The 23,524-nt window shown below is 51.1% G+C and carries 21 protein-coding genes; 9 read left to right on the forward strand and 12 right to left on the reverse strand.

Features of this window, described 5'->3' with window-relative positions; all coding sequences use genetic code 11:
- Positions 1-29: 29 nt before the first annotated feature.
- Positions 30-1,121 (reverse strand): zf-HC2 domain-containing protein, encoded by a 1,092-nt coding sequence (locus tag BOC67_RS00465; RefSeq protein ID WP_291906173.1) that lies wholly within the window; start codon positions 1,119-1,121, stop codon positions 30-32.
- Positions 1,111-1,686, reverse strand: a complete 576-nt coding sequence (locus BOC67_RS00470; protein WP_291906175.1) for a sigma factor-like helix-turn-helix DNA-binding protein — start codon at positions 1,684-1,686, stop codon at positions 1,111-1,113. The genes BOC67_RS00465 and BOC67_RS00470 overlap by 11 nt, the downstream gene beginning before the upstream one ends.
- Before the next feature lie 134 nt (positions 1,687-1,820).
- Here BOC67_RS00470 and BOC67_RS00475 point away from each other — a divergent pair, with 134 nt between their 5' ends.
- Positions 1,821-2,549 carry a C40 family peptidase gene (locus BOC67_RS00475; protein WP_291906177.1) on the forward strand — a complete coding sequence of 243 codons (729 nt, stop codon included), beginning with the start codon at positions 1,821-1,823 and terminating at the stop codon, positions 2,547-2,549.
- A gap of 76 nt (positions 2,550-2,625) precedes the next feature.
- On the opposite strand, the gene BOC67_RS00480 is transcribed toward BOC67_RS00475, so the two are convergent.
- The 3 genes from BOC67_RS00480 to BOC67_RS00490 all read right to left on the reverse strand — a co-directional run bounded on the left by BOC67_RS00480 (position 2,626) and on the right by BOC67_RS00490 (position 4,958).
- The gene (locus BOC67_RS00480) at positions 2,626-3,165 is read right to left on the reverse strand and encodes an inorganic diphosphatase (protein ID WP_291906179.1); all 540 of its coding nucleotides are present in this window, start codon (positions 3,163-3,165) and stop codon (positions 2,626-2,628) included.
- Positions 3,166-3,321: 156 nt separating this feature from the next.
- On the reverse strand, positions 3,322-3,822 hold the full coding sequence (locus BOC67_RS00485) for a DUF4878 domain-containing protein (RefSeq protein ID WP_291906180.1): 501 nt from the start codon (positions 3,820-3,822) through the stop codon (positions 3,322-3,324).
- Positions 3,823-4,001: 179 nt separating this feature from the next.
- A complete protein-coding gene (locus BOC67_RS00490) occupies positions 4,002-4,958 on the reverse strand; it encodes a PhoH family protein (protein WP_291906182.1) in 957 nt (318 codons plus the stop codon).
- A 390-nt stretch (positions 4,959-5,348) separates the two neighbouring features.
- On the opposite strand from BOC67_RS00490, the gene BOC67_RS00495 reads away from it, so the two are divergent.
- On the forward strand, positions 5,349-7,997 hold the full coding sequence (locus tag BOC67_RS00495) for a PAS domain-containing protein (protein WP_291906184.1): 2,649 nt from the start codon (positions 5,349-5,351) through the stop codon (positions 7,995-7,997).
- Positions 7,998-8,006: 9 nt separating this feature from the next.
- Complete coding sequence (locus tag BOC67_RS00500; RefSeq protein ID WP_291906185.1) at positions 8,007-8,396, forward strand: response regulator; 390 nt, start codon at positions 8,007-8,009, stop codon at positions 8,394-8,396.
- Here the strand turns inward: BOC67_RS00500 and rpe are convergent.
- From rpe to thrA, 5 genes are all read right to left on the reverse strand, one after another.
- The gene (gene rpe, locus BOC67_RS00505; RefSeq protein WP_291906187.1) at positions 8,382-9,065 is read right to left on the reverse strand and encodes a ribulose-phosphate 3-epimerase; all 684 of its coding nucleotides are present in this window, start codon (positions 9,063-9,065) and stop codon (positions 8,382-8,384) included. The two genes, BOC67_RS00500 and rpe, sit on opposite strands and share 15 nt — an antisense overlap.
- Before the next feature lie 36 nt (positions 9,066-9,101).
- Positions 9,102-10,112 carry a tetratricopeptide repeat protein gene (locus BOC67_RS00510; RefSeq protein ID WP_291906189.1) on the reverse strand — a complete coding sequence of 337 codons (1,011 nt, stop codon included), beginning with the start codon at positions 10,110-10,112 and terminating at the stop codon, positions 9,102-9,104.
- A gap of 11 nt (positions 10,113-10,123) precedes the next feature.
- Positions 10,124-11,449 (reverse strand): threonine synthase, encoded by a 1,326-nt coding sequence (thrC, locus tag BOC67_RS00515; RefSeq protein ID WP_291906191.1) that lies wholly within the window; start codon positions 11,447-11,449, stop codon positions 10,124-10,126.
- Positions 11,450-11,469: 20 nt separating this feature from the next.
- Complete coding sequence (locus tag BOC67_RS00520; protein ID WP_291906192.1) at positions 11,470-12,396, reverse strand: homoserine kinase; 927 nt, start codon at positions 12,394-12,396, stop codon at positions 11,470-11,472.
- Positions 12,397-12,462: 66 nt separating this feature from the next.
- Positions 12,463-14,904: a bifunctional aspartate kinase/homoserine dehydrogenase I gene (gene thrA, locus BOC67_RS00525; protein WP_291906194.1), complete on the reverse strand. Its 2,442-nt coding sequence runs from the start codon at positions 14,902-14,904 to the stop codon at positions 12,463-12,465.
- An 824-nt stretch (positions 14,905-15,728) separates the two neighbouring features.
- On the opposite strand from thrA, the gene BOC67_RS00530 reads away from it, so the two are divergent.
- A complete protein-coding gene (locus BOC67_RS00530; protein WP_291906196.1) occupies positions 15,729-16,886 on the forward strand; it encodes a homogentisate 1,2-dioxygenase in 1,158 nt (385 codons plus the stop codon).
- A 63-nt stretch (positions 16,887-16,949) separates the two neighbouring features.
- A complete protein-coding gene (gene hppD / locus BOC67_RS00535) occupies positions 16,950-18,080 on the forward strand; it encodes a 4-hydroxyphenylpyruvate dioxygenase (RefSeq protein WP_291906198.1) in 1,131 nt (376 codons plus the stop codon).
- 372 nt (positions 18,081-18,452) lie between these two features.
- Here the strand turns inward: hppD and BOC67_RS00540 are convergent, their stop codons facing one another.
- Positions 18,453-18,860 (reverse strand): hypothetical protein, encoded by a 408-nt coding sequence (locus tag BOC67_RS00540; RefSeq protein WP_291906200.1) that lies wholly within the window; start codon positions 18,858-18,860, stop codon positions 18,453-18,455.
- A gap of 234 nt (positions 18,861-19,094) precedes the next feature.
- On the opposite strand from BOC67_RS00540, the gene BOC67_RS00545 reads away from it, so the two are divergent.
- Together BOC67_RS00545 and BOC67_RS00550 are read left to right on the forward strand one after the other, a co-directional pair.
- Entirely contained in the window at positions 19,095-19,901 is an 807-nt protein-coding gene (locus BOC67_RS00545; protein ID WP_291906202.1) for a hypothetical protein, read from the forward strand.
- Positions 19,902-20,171: 270 nt separating this feature from the next.
- Positions 20,172-20,921 carry a L,D-transpeptidase family protein gene (locus BOC67_RS00550; RefSeq protein ID WP_291906204.1) on the forward strand — a complete coding sequence of 250 codons (750 nt, stop codon included), beginning with the start codon at positions 20,172-20,174 and terminating at the stop codon, positions 20,919-20,921.
- A gap of 4 nt (positions 20,922-20,925) precedes the next feature.
- Here the strand turns inward: BOC67_RS00550 and BOC67_RS00555 are convergent, their stop codons facing one another.
- The gene (locus BOC67_RS00555; RefSeq protein ID WP_291906205.1) at positions 20,926-21,051 is read right to left on the reverse strand and encodes a hypothetical protein; all 126 of its coding nucleotides are present in this window, start codon (positions 21,049-21,051) and stop codon (positions 20,926-20,928) included.
- A 204-nt stretch (positions 21,052-21,255) separates the two neighbouring features.
- On the opposite strand from BOC67_RS00555, the gene BOC67_RS00560 reads away from it, so the two are divergent.
- Positions 21,256-21,693, forward strand: coding sequence for a gluconate 2-dehydrogenase subunit 3 family protein (locus tag BOC67_RS00560; protein WP_291906206.1), 438 nt, complete (start codon positions 21,256-21,258; stop codon positions 21,691-21,693).
- An 86-nt stretch (positions 21,694-21,779) separates the two neighbouring features.
- Positions 21,780-23,480 carry a GMC family oxidoreductase gene (locus tag BOC67_RS00565; RefSeq protein ID WP_291906207.1) on the forward strand — a complete coding sequence of 567 codons (1,701 nt, stop codon included), beginning with the start codon at positions 21,780-21,782 and terminating at the stop codon, positions 23,478-23,480.
- The last annotated feature ends 44 nt before the right edge of the window (positions 23,481-23,524 follow it).

Consider the following 23,524-nt stretch of genomic DNA (forward strand, 5'->3'; position numbering starts at 1 on the left):
CTTTTCAAACTGTATTTTTCACTGTTATATTACATGGTATCCAAAGCCTGCTGGGCGGCGGCTTTGAGGCTGCCGTTCATCCGCACTACTTCTTTAAACATCCTGCGGGCTCTGGCGCTCTGGCCTTTGCTGCGGTAGCAGATGCCGAGCTGGTAGCGGGCCATTTCCACGTATTTGCCGCTGCCGTTTGCTTCGATGCGTTTATAGCGGTCCATGGCTTCGCTGAGGTTGCCCTGCTGCTGGAATTGAAGGGCGGCTTTGTATAAGTTCTCGTCGCTGTTGGTGGGAGGAGGCGCGTCCTCTTTCTTCTCTTCTTTTTTAGGCGCCGGTTCAGGCTCTTTCTCTTTCTCCTTTTCTTTAGCGGCTTTAGCGGCTGCTTCTGCTTCCTGGTCTTTCTTCGCTTTTTCTTCCGCGAGTTTTTTGAGGCTGTCCTGTTTGCGGGCTTCCGCTGCGGCCTGGCTGGCTTTCAGGGCGCTGTCCGCCTGTGCTTTCCTTTTGGCGGCTCTTTCGGCCGCGAGGAGTTTTATTTTGGCAGAATCCACTGCGGCAGGCGCGGCAGCAGCGCTGGCGGGGGCGGCGGCGGCAGGGGCCGGAGCCGTATTGGACACGCTGCTGGTATGGTTAGCGGCGATGATAGGCTGCGAGGTAACCGCAGGTTCGGTGGCGGGCATTTTCTCCGCCTCAGCCGGCGGAATGGCCGACACCATGAGCCGCGGAATAGTGGGGTTATTGCGCATGTGCCCTTTCAGCACATACACGCCACTGACGCCGAGGATGGCGAATGCCAGCACCCAGAAGTACACGAGGAGGTTTTCTTTGGTGCGCTCCTTACGGGTGTACTGCAATACTTTCTGTTCCTGTGAAACGGGGCGGATGCTTTGCTGGATGTAACGTTGCAGTTTGCCGGTAAGGTCGGTGTACTTATCCATATTACCTTCCTTTTCCAGGGCCTGCAGCGCTTCGAAGCAGAGGTCGCAATCCGTGAGGTGTTGTTCTACGAGGTGCTTCTCCACGTCTGTCAGCCGCCCGTCCAGGTAACGGGGGAGCTGATCTTTACTCACGCAACGGATGCCTGAGAAGATTTTGATCACCTTGTCGCTGTTGTCTGAATTACTTAACATAGGCTTGATTGATGAAAAGCTTAGCCAGTTTAGCTTTGGCAGCTTTCAGCTGGTTGCGTACCTTATCGCGGTTCCAGCCTTTGGCTGCAGCAAGGTCACTGAACGATTTCTGTTCTACATAAAATTCATCCAGGAGTTCCTTTTCTTCGGGCGCCAGGCGCTGTAACGCCTGTTCGAGCCGGAGGATGATCTCCTGGCGGTCTATCGTATTGGTGGATGCTTTATCCACCTTATTTTCAATGTGCAGTAAATCTCTTGCTTCCCTGGAGGGGTAAAAAGGCGTTGCTTTCTCCTGGTTATTCAGGTAGGCCCGCTGGGTATGCATAATCCATTCGTTGGCTTTGTAAATGGATTGCGTGCGTAAACTCGCGCTGAGGCGTTGTAATAATGTAGGGAAAACAATGTTGGGGTCCAGGCTGGGATTTTTTTGCAGTTGCGGCAGCGTAATGGCGACCAGCAAGTGACTGTAGCGATCCATTAATACGCCTTCTGACTCCCGGTCTTTCTGCTTCCTGGTCCGGGATATCAGCTCTTTATCCGATAAACTGGTTAACTGCTGGTGCATAAACTTATTATTTTATATTTACGTATAGAATCGGAAAAAGTTCATTTCTGCATTAATAATATTGGATCACCAAACGGTTATATACAATTCATATGCCATACGCGGTTGTTATTGTGCCAGTTGCGCCTTTACGCATGGAATCAGCACACAGGAGCGAGATGATATCGCAGTTGCTCTGGGGGGAATGTGTGGAAATTATTGCTACTGCTCCCGGTAGCTGGGTACAGGTTAAGAACCAGTACGACGGGTACGTTGGCTGGGTGGCGGAAAACCAGCTGGAGGAAGTGGGAGAGGACGTGTACAATGCGCCGGTACTGGCCTACCTGCCGGAATATGTAAACGAAGTCAATTTCCAGGGCACGGCCATGCAGGTGCCTTTTGGCTGCCTCGTAAAAGGGGACCGGCTGATGTCCAAATGGGGCCGGTATAACGTATTCTATCCCCGGGAATTAGGCTCTTTGCGCATCCCCGAGGCGGATAGGGAGCGGATGGTCATCGCCACGGCGTATAAATACCTGGGAACGGGCTATTTGTGGGGAGGCAGGAGCGTTTTTGGGATAGATTGTTCCGGGTTTACCCAAAATGTCTACAAAATGGTGGGAATTCCCCTGCTGAGGGACGCTTACCAGCAGGCGACCCAGGGCGCGGCGGTGGACTTCCTGCAGGAAGCGCGGCCGGGCGACCTCGCGTTTTTCGATAATGAGGAGGGCCGGATCACCCACGTGGGCATCCTGCTGAGCGAGGAGCGGATCATTCATGCCTCCGGCAGGGTACGGGTAGACCCTATCGACAACCAGGGCATCACCAACATCGATACGGGGGAGCGCACCCATAAACTCAGGATTATTAAACGCTTTTTATAGGGGAGAGGCCTCCCTGAAACGGAAAAAGACTGATGCCTGGGGCGTCAGTCTTTTTCTTTGCTGCTTTTAGCGCGGTTTAGCTCTGTTTGAAAATCTTGCGATAATCTTCAAAGCTTTTCTTAATAATTTCTTCCGCTTTCACTTTATTCTGGAATTCTTCCACCTTCACGGTCTTTCTTTCCAGGGTTTTGTATTCTTCGAAGAAATGGCGCATTTCTTCAATAAAGTGAGGAGGCAGTTCGGAGATATCGTTGATGTGGTTTACACTCATATCGTTGGCTGCCACGGCGATGATCTTGTCATCCGCTTCGCCGCCGTCGATCATTTGCATTACACCGATCACTTTTGCTTCAATAATACACATCGGAACGCAATCTACCTGTGATAATACCAGGATATCCAGCGGATCATGGTCATCGCAGTAAGATTGAGGTATAAACCCGTAGTTGGCAGGATAATACACAGATGAATACAGTACCCTGTCCAGTTTCAGTAATCCGCTTTCTTTATCCAGTTCGTATTTGGCACGGCATCCCTTTGGAATCTCAATAATGGCATTTACGATGTGTGGTACTTCATTTCCGGGACTCACACTATGCCAGGGATTTGTCATCATAATAGATCTTTACGTTATAAGTTTATAGTTCTAATGCAAGCTTAAGGCAACATAATACGCTTTTGCCCCGCTTATTGCGGTGCAAAATTACATAACTCAGCGTTAATAGCTAAATTATTATTATCCCGGCAGTTAGGATCCGGGGGAAACGGGCTGCTACTGGGCTTGTGGCACGCTGCCGCCGCCCGGCAGGGTAGTGTCCACGGGCACAGGAATGGTATTGGCGCTATCGGTGATAGCTCCGGCATCCGGAGGAGGGATATAATTAGGAATGATGCTTTCAAATGTCAGGGAAATCTTCCATTGACCACTTTCCTTTACCAGTTGCAGTACTTCTTCCTGGTGGGCGGAGGAGTTGAGGATAGTGACGGAAGCTTTGTCGCCTGATTCGCTTTCTTCCGTTTTTACGACCTTGATCTGGGCATTTTTGATCTTTTCTCTTTCTGCCTCATTGCGGCGGGCATCAAAAAAGGAATAGAGTTGTATTACCTGTTGGGATTCTTTCGTGGCGTAATCCCTTGCCTTGTCAAAATTCGAATCCTGTATGGCGTGCATAAAAGCCAGTGCCACTTCATCAGGTGTGGCCTTTTTCTTACAACTGCTCAGCAGTAGGGTTGGTATCACTGCCAGTAACAGGAAACGACGAATATTGGTCATGCGGTGGATAAATTATTAATATATCACTAACAAAAATAGGGTTAAACAATCAATTCTGCAAAGTTCCATCACTTTATCGTCACCAAAATGTTTGCCCATAGGATGGTGAGTTACAAGCGACCCCCTTTCGGAACATTGTTAAAAGGATTGGCACTCCGGGTCCGGAGTGCCAATGCCTGTTATAAATCTTTATTGGCATCGTAGGCCTTGATGATGGCTTTCACCAGGCGGTGACGCACCACATCCTCTTCGTCCAGCTCCAGGTAACCGATCCCGTCAATGTTGCGCAGGATGCGGGTGGCTTTGTCCAACCCCGACTTCTGGTTCTTTGGCAGGTCGATCTGGGTTAAGTCGCCGGTGATGATGGCTTTGGCGGATGCGCCAATACGTGTCAGGAACATTTTGATCTGCAGGTCCGTGGCGTTTTGCGCCTCATCCAGGATAATGAAGGAATTGTCCAGGGTGCGGCCACGCATATACGCCAGCGGCGCTATCTCGATGATGCGGTTGGCCATATAATAGCTCAGCTTTTCAGCCGGTATCATATCGTCCAGCGCGTCGTAGAGCGGACGCAGATAAGGGTCAATCTTCTCCTTCAGGTCCCCGGGAAGGAAACCCAGGCTTTCGCCCGCTTCCACGGCAGGGCGGGTAAGGATGATCTTCTTGATGGCCTTGTTTTTCAGCGCTCTCACTGCCAGCGCTACTGCAGTATAGGTTTTACCGGTTCCCGCCGGCCCGATGGCAAACACGATGTCATTTTTATCCGCCAGGTTCACCATTCTTTTTTGGTTAGCTGTACGTGCCCTGACAGTTCTGCCGTTCGGTCCGAAAACCAGTACCTCATTGGGGTTACGGTCACTGAAATTATCAATACCAGTACCCTCTTCATCTCCCAGGATCTGCTCAAAATAGTTCTCAGTCAGATTGCCGTTGCGCTCCAAATATTTTACAATCTGGCTAATCTTTTCCTCCGCTGTCGATACCTCCTCAGGGGAGCCGCTCAGCTTTAGCTGGGTACCTCTGGACAGGATTTTCAACAATGGGAACTTTTTCTTCAGTAAATCCAACTTTCCGTTGTTTACGCCGAAAAACTCAATGGGATTAATACTGTCTAAGTTGATAATGGTTTCTGTCAATGATCTAGAGATTTAATTGTCCAGGAATAATCGATGTTCTGTAATCGAATATATTTAATTCTTGCGCAACCCGGATAGCAATCTTGTTAAGCTAATACTAAATTGTGTAGTACATTTTTAAGGAATGCTTCCATTTATCAGGTTTTGCGGGTATCTTCCCAACGCGAAGATAGGATGTGTAACACAATTTCAGAAAACAGAAATTCCACAAAAGTGGATAACCAAACCAACTGTGCCACAATTATTTTTGCATGATCTCGATAACCTCCGTATGCTTCCAGGCTCAGCCCATCAACATTTTAACTACATTTATGGAATTAAAACTATTTTTTCCTGTAGAAAAGCTATTTTAGGCCCTTTGCAGACAACGATATTAAGTTCCGCTATCATATGAACATAGCTATGCTGGATCAGCATTACCGGCATCTACAACACCTGGAAGCTGCTATTAATGCTTGTGCGCTCTCGGTTTCAGTGAATGCAGACGGTACCATTTCCTCGGTGAACAACCTGATGCTGAATGCGCTGCAGCTACCCGTTTCGGCCATTGAAGGTCAATTGTTCGAGGCTATCCTGATCCCTGTTAACAGGGACCAATGGACTGCTATTGTTCAAAAGATAGCCGGCGGCGCCGCCGTACAGGAACAGATCGGCTTCCTCATCAACGGCATTACCCCGCTGTGGATCGAAGCCGGCATCAACCCTGTCTTCGACGATAACGGCCAGCTGGCCCAGTTCCTGCTCATCGGCCTCAATATCACGGAACGCAAATTATCGGAACTCCGCATCCAGGAAGATGAGCAATACTTCCGCCAGATCCTGGAAAACCTGCCCATCGGCCTGCAGCAATTTTCCCCGGAAGGCATCAGCATGGAAATGAACAGCCGCCAGCGGGAAATCTGGGGGCAGGATCATCCCTTCCTCCGCCAGCCGGACTATAACTGGCTGCAGGATCCCCAATACCGGCTCAACGGGCTTACCCGCCTGTTTGAAGAAGTACGGGAAGGCCGTAAAACCCAGAAACGGGAAATCCTGCTCAACTATACGGAAAAGCATTACGACGATATCACCCGCATCTACCCGGTGTACTTCGAAGCCACCGTATTTCCGGTGGTGGACAAGCAGTCCAACATGGCCAACCTTTTCCTCATCCTCGACGATATCACCGAAAAGAAACTCGCCGAGATCAGCCTGCAGAAAAGCGAACGCCTCCTCGACAACATCATAGAAAACCTGCCGATCGGCTATATACAATTCGATAACTTCGGCTTTATCCGCCGTATTAATCAAACGCAGCGCAACTTCTTTAACTCGCCGCATCCCGCCGCACGCCGGCAGTTCAACGTGATGAACGACGAGTTTGCCACCACCTTTGAACTGGATGACCTCTTCCAGCGCGCCCTGCAGGAAAATGAAACCATCCGCCTGGAAAAGAAGGTGGACTTCACCAAAGACGCCCGCTGGACCTCCGTGCAAAGGGAAGTGTACCTGGACCTCACCGTGTTTCCCGTGGTCAACCCCATCGATAAGGAACGCATCGTAGTGGCCCTGGTCAATGATATCACGGATAAAAAAACGCAGGAGCTGGAAAACATCAAAAACCAGGAATTCCTGCTGCAAACCGGCCAGATAGGCAAGATCGGGGGCTGGGAGCTGGAAGTGGCCACCAACACCATCCGCTGGTCGGACCAGGCTTATCATATACATGAATGCCTGCCCGGAACACCGCTGACGCTGGACGTACTGTTGAACTTTTACCAAACAGCGTCGCGCCTGAACCTGGCACATCACATCGAAACGTGTATCCGCACGTGCAAACCATTCGATGTGCAGTTAACTTTCTCTCTGCAAAAAAATATTATTAAACGCATACGCTGTATCGGACAGGCGGATGTTACGAGCGGACAACCCCAACGCATATACGGCGTTGTACAGGACATCACCGAGCAATCCGCGATCCGCGATGCGCTCTCCCGCAATACAGAGCTGATGCGGCTTTTCTTCGATACCATGGATATGGGCTACGCCGCCATGGAGCCGGATGGCCGCCTCAACTTCGTGAACCAGAAAGCGGAGAAGATGATCGGCCGCAAAGTGCCGGCCGGCGCCAACATCTTTGAAGTGTTCCCGAAGCTCAGCGGCACCGTGTTTTACGCGCGGCTGCAGGAGTGTATCAAACAGCATACCTCCCAGTCCTTCGGTATCTATTTCCCGCTGCCGGACAAGTGGTACGACTTCCTCCTGACTCCCATGCAGGACGGCGGTATCTCCGTGTTCATCCGCGATATCACGGAAAGCCGGAAAATGCAGAAGGAACTGCGGAAAGCAAACGATCAGCTCTCCAACCTCAATAAAAACCTCGTTAACCAGAACAAGCAGCTGGAAGACTTTGCGCATATTACCTCCCATAACCTGCGCGCGCCGATAGCCAACCTCAAAGCGCTGATGCAAATGCACAACGAGGCTACATCCGGCCAGGAGCGCGAGTTGTACCTGGGTATGCTGCATGAAGTGATTAAGAAGATCGATGAAACCCTCAACGACCTGGTGGAGGTCGTGCAGATCCGCAAGGATGTGAATGTGGAGAAGGAAAAGCTCTACTTTGCAGACAGGCTGCAGAAAGTAAAGGATATTTTGCTGGTGGATATTGAAAATAGCAAGATCCAGATTACCGCCGACTTTGAGAAAGCCCCGGCCCTGGTATATTCCAAGGTGTACCTGGACAGCATACTCCAAAATTTCATCACCAACGCGATCCGGTACCGTTCGCCGGAACGCACGCCTGCCCTGCGTTTACAGACCTGGGTGGAAAACGATGCCATCATCCTCACCGTGGAAGACAACGGGGTGGGTATCGATATGGAACGGTTCGGCAACAAATTATTTGGCTTCAGGAAAACGTTCCATAAGAACAAAGATGCAAAGGGAATAGGCCTCTTTATTACAAAAACGCAGGTAGAGGCCATGGGCGGAAGCATCAAGGCAGAAAGTAAGCCCGGCTTTGGAACCAAATTTATTATTACTTTTAGACCTGAATAATTTGCTTATATGAACCTGATCGATATGATTTTTATTGTGGATGATGACCCTATTCACCAGCAAATCGCCAAAATTATGATTGAGCGGCAGGGTATAAGCAGCAATATCCGTGTATTCTCTGACGCCCAGGAGGTGCTTGACTATTTCAGAGAAAACACGAAGGAGGCAGCGGCGCTGCCCGATTTAATCCTGCTTGACCTGAACATGCCGGTGATGGACGGTTGGGAATTCCTGGATGAATATGCAGGGTTCCAGGCGGAGCTGCCTAAGTCCATTAAAATTTTTGTACTCACTTCCAGCATTGATGAAAAAGACAAGGAAAGAGTCCGTTCTTATTCGTTTGTAAGTGGGTATCTGACGAAACCACTGTCGAAAGAGATCATATCACATCTTTCCTAAGCCTGCCATGGCAGCGGCTTTCAGCTCGCTGATCGTTCCGGAGGGATTCTCCGATGCAAATACCGCGCTACCTGCAACCAATACATTCGCACCAGCCTGAATCAGCTGGCCGGCATTCTCTGCGCTGATGCCGCCGTCCACTTCTATGAGCGCATGCGCATTGCTGTCGTCAATCAACTGCCGCAGCTGCGCAATCTTATGATAGGTTTGTTCTATAAATGATTGTCCGCCGAAACCCGGGTTCACACTCATGATCAGCACCATGTCCACATCGCGGATGACATTTTCCAGCAGGCCCACCGGGGTATGCGGATTCAATGCCACGCCGGCTTTCATGCCCAGGTTTTTTATCTGCTGGATATTGCGGTGCAGGTGCGGGCAGGCTTCGTAATGCACGGTGAGCATATTGGCGCCCGCTTTCTGAAAGGCTTCCGCATATTTTTCCGGTTCTTCTATCATCAGGTGTACATCGCAGGTTTTCCGGGCCACCTTGCTGATTTGGGAGATCACGGGCAAACCAAAGCTGATGTTCGGCACAAATCGTCCGTCCATCACATCGAGGTGAAACCAGTCGGCCTCACTTTCATTCAGCATAGCCGCTTCCTTTCCCAGTTCCAGGAAGTTGGCCGCCAGCAGGGACGGGGCAATCAATACAGGTCTGTTTTCCAAAGGCAAATATTTTTGATCAGTGTAAATGTAAGCAATTTACTTGCTCAGTCTTTTGATGGCGGCTTTCGCCTCCGCATAATCCTTCCTGAAGGAAGCGGCTTTGCTATAGTCTTCCAGGGCCAGGTCCGTTTTGCCCAGCTTTTCGTTGCTCAGGGCGCGGTAGTAGTAAGCTTCCGCATCCGTGGGCGCGGCTTTGGCGGCCAGGTTATAGAAGGTCCAGGCGTCTTTCCAGTTATTTTTTTTACGGTAGATGTGTGCGAGCGCCATGTAGGCGGCTTCGTGACCGGGGTCGGCTACGATACTTTTACGGTATGCGTTGATGGCCGCATCGGTTTGCTGCAGTTGCTCATAGAGCTGGCCGGCGTTGAACATGGGCGCGGCATTGGCTGAGTCTAACTTCCACGCCTGTACGTAGTACGGGATGGCGGCGGCATCGCGGCGGGAGCTGAGCAGGTCGCCCAGTTCCATCAGGGCCTCGTACTCCGGCCGGGTAGCTACGGCTACTCCCTGTTGCAGGTATTTGATGGCGCTGGCGGTATCGCGGTGGTCTTCCGCGATGCGGGCTTTGAGGTAATAGCCCTGGTCTTTAGCTTCCTTGCTTTGGGTGAGGAGGTCCGCCAGGCTGTCCGCCGCGGCGTAATGTTTTTCTTCCACCTGCGCGATGGCCAGTTTGTATTGCAGGTACGGATAGCCGGGAGCGGTAGTCAGCGCTTTGCTGAACAGCTGTGCGGCCAATTGGTGGTTACCCGTTACCAGTGCGGCTTCGCCGGCGCCGGCCCAGTAATCGGTATTGGCGGTATCCAGTTTGGCGGCCTGCTGAAAGTCCTTCAGCGCCAGTTCAGGATGGGTATTAAAGAGGAGCAGGGCGCGGCGGTAATACAGCTGATGGTTGTCAGGGAATTGCTGTAAGGAGTCGGTAACAGGTTGTACGATGTCTTCGTTCAGAACGGAGTCCGCGGCGGACTCCTGCCGCTGGCTATTGTGCGCCTGTTGTTGTTGGCAGGCCACAATAGCCAGTCCCAGTGCAAGGATAGTTAGTTTTCTCATACAGTGCCAAGTTAATGGCTTAATTCTGAATTTTGAAATTCTAACTGTAATAATGTTTTTTTAACTGCCTGGTAATCTGCCGGTAATACGATGGAAGATTTCTCTTTACCGTAGAGGGACATCACTTTGGCAGGCGTATGGATTTCGTCGCGGATGGCTTTGGGCGCGGTGTCCTCAAACTTAACCGGGTGGGCTGTTTCCAGGAATACACCGGTAGCGTCAGGGTCTTCCGCGAGGTACTGTTGCAGGCCGAGGTAGCCTACGGCGCCGTGCGGGTCGAGCATGTAATGATATTCCTTGTACACCCGTTCCATGGTGCGGGCGGTATCCTTATCGTTGAAGCTGTAGGCGCTCATGCTGGCGGCCAGCTGCGGGAAGTTTTTACCATAGAGTTCCAGCACGCGTACGAAGTTGCTCGGGTCCGCCACGTCCATCGCGTTGGAGAGGGTAGGCACGGCGCGGCCGGGCTTGTACTCCTGCGTTTGCATGAAGCGGGGAATGGTATCGTTGCTGTTGGTAGCCGCGATGAAATGGGATACCGGCAGGCCGATCGCCGCGGCCATCATGCCTGCGCAGATGTTGCCGAAGTTGCCGCTGGGCACGGAGAAGACGAGCTTCGGATGCGCGGCCTTCATTTGCCGGTAGGCGAGGAAGTAGTAGAACATCTGCGGCAGCCAGCGGGCTACGTTGATGGAGTTGGCGGAGGTCAGCGGGCGTTTGGCCTGTATTTCCTGGTCGAGGAAAGCCGTTTTCACGATCTGCTGGCAATCGTCGAAAGTGCCGAGAATTTCCAGGGCGCGTATATTGCCGCCGAGGGTGGTGAGTTGTTTTTCCTGCAGGGTGCTGACCATGCGGGAAGGGTAGAGGATGACCACTTCCACGCCGGGCACGTTGTAGAAGCCGCTGGCCACTGCCGCGCCGGTATCGCCGGAAGTGGCTACCAGTACGGTTACCGGCTTTTTGCTGTTGCGGCGGAAGTAGCCCAGGCAGCCGGCCATAAAGCGGGCGCCCACGTCCTTAAAGGCGAGGGTAGGGCCGTGGAAGAGTTCCAGCGCGTAGGTAGCGCGGGAAACCTTTTGTATGGGGAAAGGGAAATGCAGCGTGTCCGCCACGATTTTCCTTAACTGCGCTTCAGGGATTTCCTCTCCTACAAATTCTCTGATGACTTCATAACCGATTTCCTGGTCTGAATACTGGTGGAGATTTTTCAAAAACGTTGGATCCAGTTGTGGAATCCGCTCCGGGAAGTACAGGCCTTTGTCCGGCGCCATTCCTTCCGTAACGGCGGTTTCAAAGGATACTTTGTGAGCTGGATTTTGCAAGCTGTAGTATTGCATAATGCGTTGCTTTAAATTAGTTAATCAATCACTTTTACTCCTGCAGTGTTTATCCGGGAAACGTATATTTTATAATCCACGCCGAGGGGCGCATATACTTTGTCCATCATGGCGGCCACGTTGCGGGCGTTGGCTTCGCCTTTGCTGAGCATGAATACGGAAGGGCCGGAGCCGCTGATGCCGCCGCCGAGGGCGCCTGCTTCCCTGCATTTTACTTTCAGTTCGTGGAAGGCCGGGATGAGGATGCTGCGTACCGGTTCTACGATCACGTCTTCCAGGGAGCGGCTGATCAGCTCATAGTCTTCCTGGAAGAGGCCTGCCACGAGGGCGCCTACGTTACCCCACTGGCGGATGGCATCCGTCATGAGGACTTTCTGTTTAAGTATTTCCCTTGCGTCGGAAGTTTTCACTTCTATCTGCGGGTGAATGACGGACACCCATAATTCGGACGGGGAGTTGAGCGCAATGATATCCAGGGGGCGGTAGCTGCGCACCATGGTGAAGCCGCCCAGGATGGCCGGGGCTACGTTATCCGCATGGGCGGAGCCGGAGGCCAGGCGTTCCCCTTCCATGGCAAAGCGTACCAGTTGCTTGCGGGTGAAGGGCTGGCCCAGGAGGTAGTTGGCGCCTACCACTGCGCCGGCGCTGCTGGCGGCGCTGGAGCCGATGCCGCTGCCGGGATGTATGTTTTTAAATATTTCTATTTCTATGCCGACTTCCGGGTTCTCATATTTCTGCAGGAGGGCTTGTACCGCCACGCCTGCTACGTTTTTCAGCGGGTCCAGGGGGAGGTTAGCCCCGTGGACGGCGGTGATACGGATGCCGGGTTCCTTGCTCCTGCGCAGGATCATTTCGTCGCCGGGTGCGTCCATAGCCAGTCCTATTACATCAAAGCCGCAGGCAACGTTTGCAACGGTGCCGGGAGCAAATACTTTTATAGAATCCATATACTTAATTTAATCATTGATTTTCAGGTACGGAAATAAGGAGATAAGGATAACGTTTTATTAACCCTACCTGGCGGTCCGGATAATGTCCGCAAATATGCCGGACGCGGTAACATCGGCTCCTGCCCCTGCGCCTTTCACGATCAGCGGTTGTTCACGGTACCTGGTGGTGGTGTACAGTACGATGTTATCTTTTCCTTCCAGGTTATAGAAGGGATGTTCTGGCGCGATGCACTGTAAGCCTACGGATGCCTTGCCTTCTTCATAACGGGCTACGAACTTAAGGCGTTTGCCTGCGGCCACCGCGTTACTGAGTAATTGTTTGAAGTGGTCCGCGTGGACGTCCAGCTGTTCGTAGAAATCCGCTACGGACGGGGCATCCAGGCAGGCCTGCGGCAGGAAGAGGTTATTGGTGATATCGCTCATTTCCATTTTAGCGCCGCTTTCGCGGGCGAGGATGAGGATTTTACGCATAACGTCTACCCCGCTGAGGTCAATGCGCGGATCCGGCTCGGTGTAGCCTTCGTCCTGCGCGGCCTGTACGACATCGCGGAAGCTGGCGCCGTTGACGAAGTGGTTGAACACGAAGTTGAGGCTGCCGCTGAGTACCGCTTCGATGCTGTGGATACGGTCGCCGCTGCGGATCAGGTCATTGAGGGTGTTGATCACCGGCAAGCCTGCGCCCACGTTGGTTTCGAAGAGGAAGGAAGCGTTGTAGCTGCGCGCGAGGTCCTTCAGTTGTTTATAGTATTGATAGTCGGAAGAGCAGGCGATCTTATTGCAGGTCACCACGGAGATGCCGTGTTGGAGGAACTCGTGGTAGGTTTTGGCTACCTCGGCGCTGGCAGTATTGTCTACAAACACGCTGTTGCGAAGGTTGAGGGCTTTGATACGTTCGATGAAAGCGGGGATATCGCTGACGTCGGCCTGTGGCAGCTGCTCTTTCCAGTCGCTCAGTTTGATGCCGTATTCGCTCAGCAGCATGTTTTTGCTGTTGGCGAGGCCGGTTACCCTTATTTGCAGCCCGAGTTCTTCTTCCAGGTAGCTTTGCTGCTGTTGCAGTTGTTCCAGCAGTTTGCCGCCTACGTTGCCGGCGCCGGCGATGAAGAGGTTCACCTGTTTGAGCGGCTTTTCGAAGAAGGCTTCGTGGATGAGGTTGAGGGCTTTTTTTACATCCGCTTTGTTGATGACGGCGGAGATATTTTTTTCGGTAGAGCCCTGTGCGATTGCGCGGACGTTTACCCCGTTGCGGCCCAGGGTGCCGAAGAGTTTACCGCTGGTGCCGTGGTGGTTTTTCATTTTATCCCCTACGACGGCCACGATGCAGAGGTCTTTTTCCACCTGCAGCGGTTCAATTTTTTTCTCGTGTATTTCGGTGGCAAATTCCTCGTCTACTGCGGCTTTGGCGCGGAGCATTTCGCTTTCATGGATACCCACGGTGATGGAGTGTTCCGAAGAGCTTTGGGTGATGAGGATGACGTTGATGCGTTCCCGCAGGAGGGCTTCGAACAGGCGTTTGGAGAAGCCGGGGATGCCGACCATGCCGCTGCCTTCCAGCGTCAGCAGGGCGATTTGCTGGATGCCGCTGATGCCGGTAACGGCCATGCTGCGTTCGGAGCTGTCTTGTATGAGGGTGCCGTAATCTTCCGGCGCGAAGGTGTTTTTAATCCACACGGGAATGCGTTTATCCATTACCGGTTGTATGGTAGGCGGATAGATGACTTTGGCCCCGAAGTGGGAGAGTTCCATGGCCTCTTCGTAGGAGATGTGCGCGATGGGAATGGCCTGGGATACGATGCGCGGGTCGGCGGTCATCATACCGCTGACGTCCGTCCAGATATCGAGTACGCTGGCGTTTACCGCTGCGGCGATGATGGCGGCGGTATAGTCGGACCCGCCGCGGCCGAGGGTAGTGGTTTCGCCATCCGGCGTAGCGGCCACGAAGCCGGGGAGCACGGTATAGTCGGCGGTAGACTGTTCGAAGTAGGCGTTGATGTTATGATTGGTAACGGGGAAGTTAACGGCGGCGTGGCCGAAGTTGGCGTCCGTCACGATGAGTTCCCGGCTGTCCTTGCAGGTGGCGTTGAGGCCTTGCTGCCTGAGCTTTTCCGCTACGAGTACGCAGGAGATGAGTTCGCCGAAGCTCATGATTTTATCGAGGGAGCGGGCGCTGAGTTCTCCTACCTGGAAGATGCCGTCACAAAGGTTTTCCAGGGCGTTGAGTTTCTTTTTAAGTTGGCTGATCTGGCTGCTTTGTGCCGTGATAGGGAACAGTTCGCGGATAGCGTCGAGGTGGCGGGTTTCAATTTCCTGCAATACGGATTTATAGGATTCCTGTCCTGCGCCGGCGAGTTGGCCAGCGCTGATCAGTTTGTCGGTAATGCCGCCCATGGCAGATACCACGATGGCGTATTTGCCTGCGGGTTTATGCTTTACTAATATCTGGCATACTTGTTCTATTGCTTTGGAGCTTCCAACGGATGTACCGCCGAATTTTAAAACTTGCATATTGAATTATGTTTATACGTAGAAATATTCCGATCCTTCCGGTTTGGTTACCACCTGCGTGGTCATTGGATGATATGTGAAAACTAACCCCGCAGTGGGGTTGTAATAATGGTGGTGGTAATAATAGTGCTCATGCATTCCCCCTGGGAGGTGGGAGCGGAAGAGAAGTGATATGTATTTTTCTGTAGCACTATTTGATTTGTATGACGATTACGTTACAAAAGTCTACAATTACAATGGTAAATAAAAGCGCAGTCTGTATATTTTTAAAAATTTCATTTTTTGTTGGTTATAATAATTTTTTTCAAAAATTATTAGGTGGTTATTGGGAGATGTTCAAGGTTTCTGCGAAAATACTGACGTCCGTTTAACAAGGGGCGCTTCATCAGGCTGCCATTTTGCACTGGCTGTGTGACGCAATCATGACAATTTACGGACGTTTCACTATTCTTAAGGGTTCCCTAAATCTTCCCCCCAAAAAATTGGAGTAATATAAAATATGATTAACTTTAGCAGGTAAAAAATAAACACTGCATTGCCGGAATTATTGAAATATACTTCCAATAGTCAGCTTCGCTACTATTTCCTCATGGCCACCCTCGCCATGGATTCGGCTTTGGCATAACCCTTCCTGTAACCCGCGCCGCCGGGCATTTTACCTTTTTAATTAACGTAACTTTACAGCAGCGTTCTTAACCTGCCTTTTTTGGTCGCATCCGGCGATCCGTTAATTACTACGGTATTATTACATCAGCGCCATTTATTGTCACAATATTTCATCATACACCAATACAATCACCTTATTTCTATCAACAATTCCTGTTATGCCACATTATCATAAACTAGGACAGATTCCGCACAAGCGTCATACCCAGTTCCGCAAGCCGGATGGGGGCCTGTATTCGGAGCAGCTCTTCTCCACGGAAGGATTTTCGTCCCATTCCTCCCTATTGTACCATTGTCACCCGCCGACCGAAATTGTGAAGGTAGACGAGCCTTACAGCGTGGCGCCGAAGGTGGCGGAAGAAAAAATGCTGAAACACCGCAGCTTCCAGGGTTTCAACATCCAGCCGGAAGACGATTTTCTGAAGAGCCGGAAGGCGGTGCTGGTGAATAGCGACCTGCACATTGTGCTGGCCGCGCCCCGTAAAAGCATGGTGGATTACTTTTATAAGAATGCCGATGCGGACGAGATGATCTTTGTGCATGAAGGGGCCGGTACGCTGAAAACCCAGTACGGGCAGTTGACATTCGGATATGGGGATTACCTGGTCATCCCGAGAGGCACTATTTACCAGATCCAGTTTGATACGGAGGCCAACCGCCTGTTTATCGTAGAATCGTTTAGTCCTATCCGTTACCCGAAACGCTACCTCAGCAAGTACGGCCAGCTGCTGGAGCATTCGCCTTACTGCGAGCGGGACATCCGCCAGCCGGAGCGCCTGGAAACCATTGACCAGGAAGGGGATTTCCTGATCAACATCAAAAAGAAGGGAGTGATGTACCCGATTCATTACAAGCACCATCCGTTTGACGTAGTTGGCTGGGATGGCTGCGAGTACCCGTTTGCCTTTTCTATCCACGATTTTGAACCTATCACCGGCCGCGTGCATCAGCCGCCTCCCGTGCATCAGACTTTCGAAGGCAACAACTTCGTGGTTTGTTCCTTCTGCCCGCGGCTGTTTGATTACCACCCGCAGGCGATACCTGCTCCCTACAATCACAGCAATATCGACAGCGATGAGGTATTATATTATGTGGACGGGGATTTCATGAGCCGCAAACATGTGACGCGGGGAATGATCACCCTTCACCCGGCCGGCATTCCGCATGGTCCGCATCCGGGCGCGGTGGAAAAGAGCATTGGCGCAAAGGAAACCAAAGAACTGGCGGTGATGGTGGATACCTTCCACCCGCTGCAGATTACGGAAGCCGCCCTTGGTATTGAAGACCCATCGTACACCATGAGCTGGGCCGAATAAGACCATTAAAAAACCAATCATCTATTTACACAACAAAATCTTTAAACCACTCAATTAAAAGTTATGGAAACAGCAACATCAAATGCTTCCACCCTTAAAACCCAGCAGGACTTCCTGCCGTTGAACGGAACTGATTATGTAGAATTTTATGTAGGCAACGCCAAACAAGCGGCACATTATTATAAGACGGCGTTCGGTTTCCAGTCCGTAGCCTATGCCGGCCCTGAAACCGGCGTGAGGGACCGCGCGTCCTATGTGCTGGTGCAAAACAAACTGCGTTTTGTGCTCACCACGCCGCTGCAGCCGGACAATCCTATCGCGGAGCATATCAGCAAGCACGGGGATGGGGTAAAAGTACTGGCCCTCTGGGTGGATGATGCCCGTTCCGCTTTTGAAGAAACGGTGAAGCGTGGCGCCAGGCCTTATATGGAGCCTGTCGTGGAGCAGGACGAGTTTGGCGAAGTGGTGCGCAGCGGTATTTATACCTATGGGGATACGGTACACGTATTTGTAGAACGCAAGAATTATAACGGTCCGTTCCTGCCGGGTTATAAAGAATGGAAAACGGCCTACAACCCAACCGACACCGGTTTGCTGTATGTGGACCACTGCGTGGGCAACGTAGGCTGGAATGAAATGAATACCTGGGTGGACTTCTATGAGAAGGTGATGGGTTTTAAAAACCTGATCTCCTTTGACGATAACGATATTTCCACCGAGTACTCCGCCCTGATGAGTAAGGTGATGAGTAACGGTAACGGCCGTGTGAAATTCCCTATCAACGAGCCGGCGGAAGGTAAAAAGAAATCCCAGATCGAGGAGTACCTCGATTTCTACGGCGGCCCGGGGGTACAGCACGTGGCGATCGCTACCAATGACATTGTGAAGACGGTTTCCGAACTGCAGGCCCGCGGCGTGGAATTCCTGACCGTGCCAGCGTCTTATTACGAAACGCTGCTGGACAGGGTGGGTAAGATCGACGAGGAGATTGCGCCGTTGCAAAAGCTGGGCATCCTGGTGGACCGGGATGACGAAGGGTACCTGCTGCAGATTTTCACCAAGCCGATCCAGGACAGGCCGACAGTGTTCTTTGAGATTATTCAAAGGAAGGGAGCGCAGTCGTTTGGAAAGGGGAATTTCAAGGCGTTGTTTGAGAGTATTGAGCGGGAGCAGGCGTTAAGGGGGAATTTGTAGGATATTGGAAGGATGATATTACAACAAGATAGAACCTGCGACCGGGGCTGCTGTGAGGTGGTCCCGGTTTGGTGGGAGAGGAGTTAAGAGAGTTTTTTTAGGAGGGTTTGATACAACAAAATAGAACCTGTGACCGGGGCTGTAGGGTGGTCCCGGTTTTTTTATGGTAGGGAGTGCTTGTTTTTTGTGAGGGGCTTGGATGCGAATATGGTTGAGGTTTAAGCTGCAGCTGCGGCTATCCATGGTACACTTGCACCCACGCGCCCGCCCACGCCCACCCACGCCCACACTGGCACCCACGCCCACACTGGCACCCACACCCACGCCCACACTGGCACCCCCGCTCGCACCCGCACTGTCCCTTAATGATTGCTATGGTTTGGTATTGTACTTTTTTCTGATGGATATTTTAAGCTCTTTTTCTGCAATATCAACCATCGTAGAGAAGGCAATAGCTTTCATTTCAGCCTCCTTTAGCTGTTTTTCCAATTCAGTAATACGTTTTTCTAATTGCTTCTTTTCGAAGTCATTATTAAGCGATTGGATTGATTCTTTTGCCATCAGGGAGGAGCTTTGATGGATCAATTTACGTTTTTTACCCGGTGCTTCATATCCCAGCTCCCGCATCCACTTCAAAATCTTTCCATGTTCCTCGAGATGACCTGTATATTCTTCCCAGATGGATTGCTTTGTTCTATTTGAATTCAAATAGGCTTTAATGATTAGGTGCTTGTCAGATTCCAAGTAATAACCATTTTCTGGTTTAATGATCTTCTTCATTTTTTACACTTTTTGTGTAAACCTATTCTAGGACAAGACACCCGCACCCGCACTCACCACTCATCCCCGCCCCCTCTCGCCACCTCCCTGCCATTAAATAGCACTCCTTATTAATATTTTTAACCCATTAACAATTTTTTAATATGTTAGTTCGTTTTTACAACAATCCGGCTCAGCCATTTTTCCGTATATCACCGTGAATATGTAACATCATATTATTTTAATTAATAACCTATGTCCAACAACAACTTGACCCGCAAGGCCACTGCTGCCTTGCTGCTGGCCACTTTTGGCCTTAGCTCTGCCTTTACAGTACCTGGGGAGCCACAACCTACTTACCTGACCAGCATCAGTTCGTCAGGAGGCCGTACTACCGTTGAGTACAACGCCGACAAAACCATCAGCCGCCTGGTGCTCGTTCACAAAGGAGAGAGCGGGGATTACAATGAGGTGATCAAGCCGGTTTATGAAAACGGCCGCCTTGTAAAAACCATGGCTTCCGACGGCGAGTCCGCCGACGAGGTGAACACCACCCTGGAATACAATCCGCAGGGACAGGTTACCAAAATCAGCTATTACCGCAACGAAGCCGTATATGCTTACGACTCCCTCGCGTACAACGAAGCCGGCCAGCTGACTATCCGTCACCTGTACACGCTGCAGGCCTCCAAAGGCACTTTTGACAACAGCGGCTACCAGGAATATACCTGGGACAATGCCGGTGATATCGTGCGCCAGGATAATTATGGTAAACAGCCAGGGTTTTCGAAGTTTCTCCGCCTGTCCAGTATCAGTTACCGGTACGACAACAAGGTGAATTCCCGTCAGCAACACCCGGAACTCCGCTGGGTACTGGAACTGCAACCGGCTAACCTCTCCGCCCACAACGTGGTGGCTGAAACGCTGACCAGCGCCAGATCCTCCCGCGCGGTAACCTCCACCTGCACCTACACGTACGCCGGTGGTAAATTCCCGCTGAAAGCAACGTACACATCAGACGCGGATCGCGAAATTGTTAAAATGGAATTCACAAGGTTGTAAGTACCCGGACAATAACTTAACTTTACATGCAATATTATTTGTAATTGTTTCGTTGTCTATGAGTATTCAGACGCTGTTTGGGATTTTGTTTTTGCTGGCGGGGATTTTTCAGGCTATCACAGTCATATTGATCTATCTGGGACACAAAAGCTATGTTTTGAAGTTTATCAGTAGGAATGTGGCCATGGTCCTGTATTCCATATTTTCGTTTTTCTTATTTTTCCTGGCGTATATTAACCTGGCTTAACTTAAAAATTTTGTTGATTTAGTATGAAGCGAATTTTAGCACTCGCATGGATGTTGTTGGCAGGGGGCAGTTTATATGCCCAGCAATCTTTTCTTGAGAACCAGAAGATGTACCCGAAAGTAGGGGAGGCCTACCGTCAGAAGGAAGAACTGATCCGTAAAGAATTTGAAAAGAAAGGCCTTGCATATCCTGCCAGGTATATCTTTATCCGGTCTTTCAAACTGGACAGCGAAATGGAAATCTGGGTGAAAAACAATCCCCAGGATACTTTCCGCCTTTTTAAATCCTACCGGGTATGTACCTTATCCGGTAAGATGGGACCCAAACGCCGGGAGGGCGACCGCCAGGTACCGGAAGGGTTCTATTATATCAATGATTTCAATCCAAACAGCAATTATCACCTCTCGCTCGGTATTAACTACCCGAACTTTTCCGACCGCATCCTCAGCGATCCCAAACGTCCGGGCAGCGAAATCTATATCCACGGTAACTGTATTACTGTAGGCTGTATCCCGCTGACCGATGAGTTTATCGATGAGGTGTATATTCTGGCGGTGAACGCCAAGAACGCAGGGCAGGACTTTATACCCGTACATGTTTTCCCGGTAAAGTTCAGCAACAACAGGTCGGTGGAATACCTGTCCGGTGTGCCGGTAACAGATTCCATCAGTCGCCCCTTCTGGGCTGACCTCCGCACTGCTTACGACTACTTCGAAAAACATCACAAATTGCCGGTGGTGATGATCGATGATAAAGGGAAATACACCATGTAACAGCTTATGCCTCAAAATACTTGCGGAAGCGGGCGCCATCGGCGTCCGCTTTTTGCATTTTATATCGTCCGGCCCAATTACCGCCCGCCCCTTCCTGCTGCAGCTTTAAGACAAAAAGATAGGCTTTCATCCATGTTAATTTGGTTTTTATTAAATTTTTTCTAAACTTACCAGCCGGTCAAATCAATTCATCATTATGCACAGAAGAGACGCAATTAGGAATGTGGCGATTTTGTTGGGTACAGCCATTTCCGCTTCCACGTTATCAGCTTTGGAGAGCTGCACAGGGTCCGCACCGAAAAATTATGACCTTCACAAACCAGAAACGAAAGCTATGGTGGCTGAAGTAGCGGAAACTATTATTCCTACCACCGATACTCCGGGAGCCAAGGCGGCGAAGGTAGATGAGTTCATCATCACCATGATGAACGATTGTTATAAAAAAGAGGACCAGGAACTGTTCCTCAGCGGTTTGAAAAAAATTGATGAAGCCAGCAAAAAGAAATTCCAGAAGGTATTCCTGGAGCTGACTCCTGAACAGCGCACGGAAATCCTTACCGAAATCGATAAGGAACGCGTGGCTTACAACAAACGTGATAATAAGAAAGAAGGAGATGCTGCCCACTACTTCCAGGCCATGAAAGACCTGACGCTGGTTGGTTACTTCACTTCCGAGCCAGGCGCTACGCAGGCCCTGCGTTATGTACGCGTTCCAGGCAAATACGAAGGTTGTGTGCCTTACAAAAAAGGCGATAAAGCATGGGCTACCTGATAACCCACCGGTAATCCCTGTTGTTGGTTGATGCAAGTATGGCGCAGGCCATCACTGATTCTTTCTTCTTATTAAATCCGTACACAATGAACTTAAATACAAAAGCGCAGGCGCAGAATACCTACGATGCCATCGTAATCGGCTCCGGTGTCAGCGGTGGCTGGGCTGCTAAAGAACTTACTGAAAAAGGGCTGAAAGTACTGATGCTGGATCGTGGTAAACAACTGGAACACGTGAAGGACTACGATACCGCTATGAAGGATCCATGGGAATTCCCTCACCGCGGCCGCCTCACCGTTGAACAGCGGGAAACGCATCCGAAACTGAGCCGCGACTACCCTTACTCTGAACACAACGAAAAATTCTGGATCAACGATTCACAATCTCCATACAACGAAGTAAAACGATTCGACTGGTACCGCCCGGACATCGTGGGTGGTAAGTCCATCATGTGGGGCCGCCAGTCTTACCGCTGGAGCGACCTCGACTTCGAAGCCAACCTGAAAGACGGTATCGCCGTTGACTGGCCTATCCGTTATAAGGACCTGGCGCCATGGTACGACTACGTGGAAAAATTCGCCGGCATCTCCGGTACCCGCGAAGGCTTACCACAACTGCCAGACGGCCAGTTCATGCCGGCCATGCCGATGAACTGCGTGGAAATCGATGTGAAGAAAAAAATCGAATCCGCCTTCAAAGGCCGCATCATGACCATGGGCCGTGTGGCCAACATCACCGAGCCGCTGCCCGGCCGTGAAAAATGCCAGTTCCGTAACCTGTGTAGCCGCGGTTGTCCGTTCGGGGCATACTTCAGCACCCAGTCCTCCACACTGCCGGCCGCCATGGCCACCGGTAACCTGACCCTGCGTCCGGATTCCATCGTGAACTCTATCATCTACGACGAACAAAAAGGTAAAGCTACCGGCGTTCGCGTAATCGATAAACACTCCAAGCAAATGACCGAGTACTACGCGAAGATCATCTTCGTGAACGGCTCTACGCTTGGTACCACCTTCGTACTGCTCAACTCTATCTCCAAACGGTTCCCGAACGGTTTGGGTAACGACAGCGGCGTACTGGGTAAATACCTCATGGATCACCACTTCCGCACCGGCGCTTCCGGTATCGCAGAAGGCTATGACGATAAATATACCTTCGGCCGCCGTGCAAACGGTATCTACATCCCCCGCTACCGCAACGTAGGCAGCGATAAGCGCGACTACCTCCGCGGCTTCGGTTACCAGGGTGGCGCCAGCCGTGGCGCGCTGTGGAGCAAAGGCATCGCGGAAATGGGCGTAGGTAAGGACTTTAAAGACTCCCTCGTAGAACCGGGACAATGGTCCATGGGCCTCGGCGGATTCGGTGAATGCCTGCCTTACGAAGATAACCAGGTGACCCTCGATACCTCCGTGAAAGATGCATGGGGCCAGCCGGTACTCAAATTCGACGTGGAGTTCAAGGAAAATGAGAAGAAAATGCGCGTGGACATGATGAACGACGCCGCAGAAATGCTCGAAGCCGCCGGACTGAAAAATATCAAAACATACGACAACGGTTCATGGCCTGGTATGGCTATCCATGAAATGGGTACCGCACGCATGGGTCGCGATCCTAAAACTTCCATGCTCAACGGTAATAACCAGCTGCATGCGGTGCCTAACGTATTCGTTACAGACGGCGCCTGCATGACTTCAGCAGCCTGTGTGAACCCGTCCCTCACCTATATGGCGCTGACTGCCCGTGCAGCGGACTTTGCGGTGAAAGAGCTGAAGAAAGGCAACTTATAATTCATTTGACCGAAGGGTGACTGAAAGCAGCATAAGGAGGATGG

It is taken from the genome of Chitinophaga sp. CB10, from assembly GCA_001870995.2.
Taxonomy (GTDB): Bacteria; Bacteroidota; Bacteroidia; order Chitinophagales; family Chitinophagaceae; genus Chitinophaga.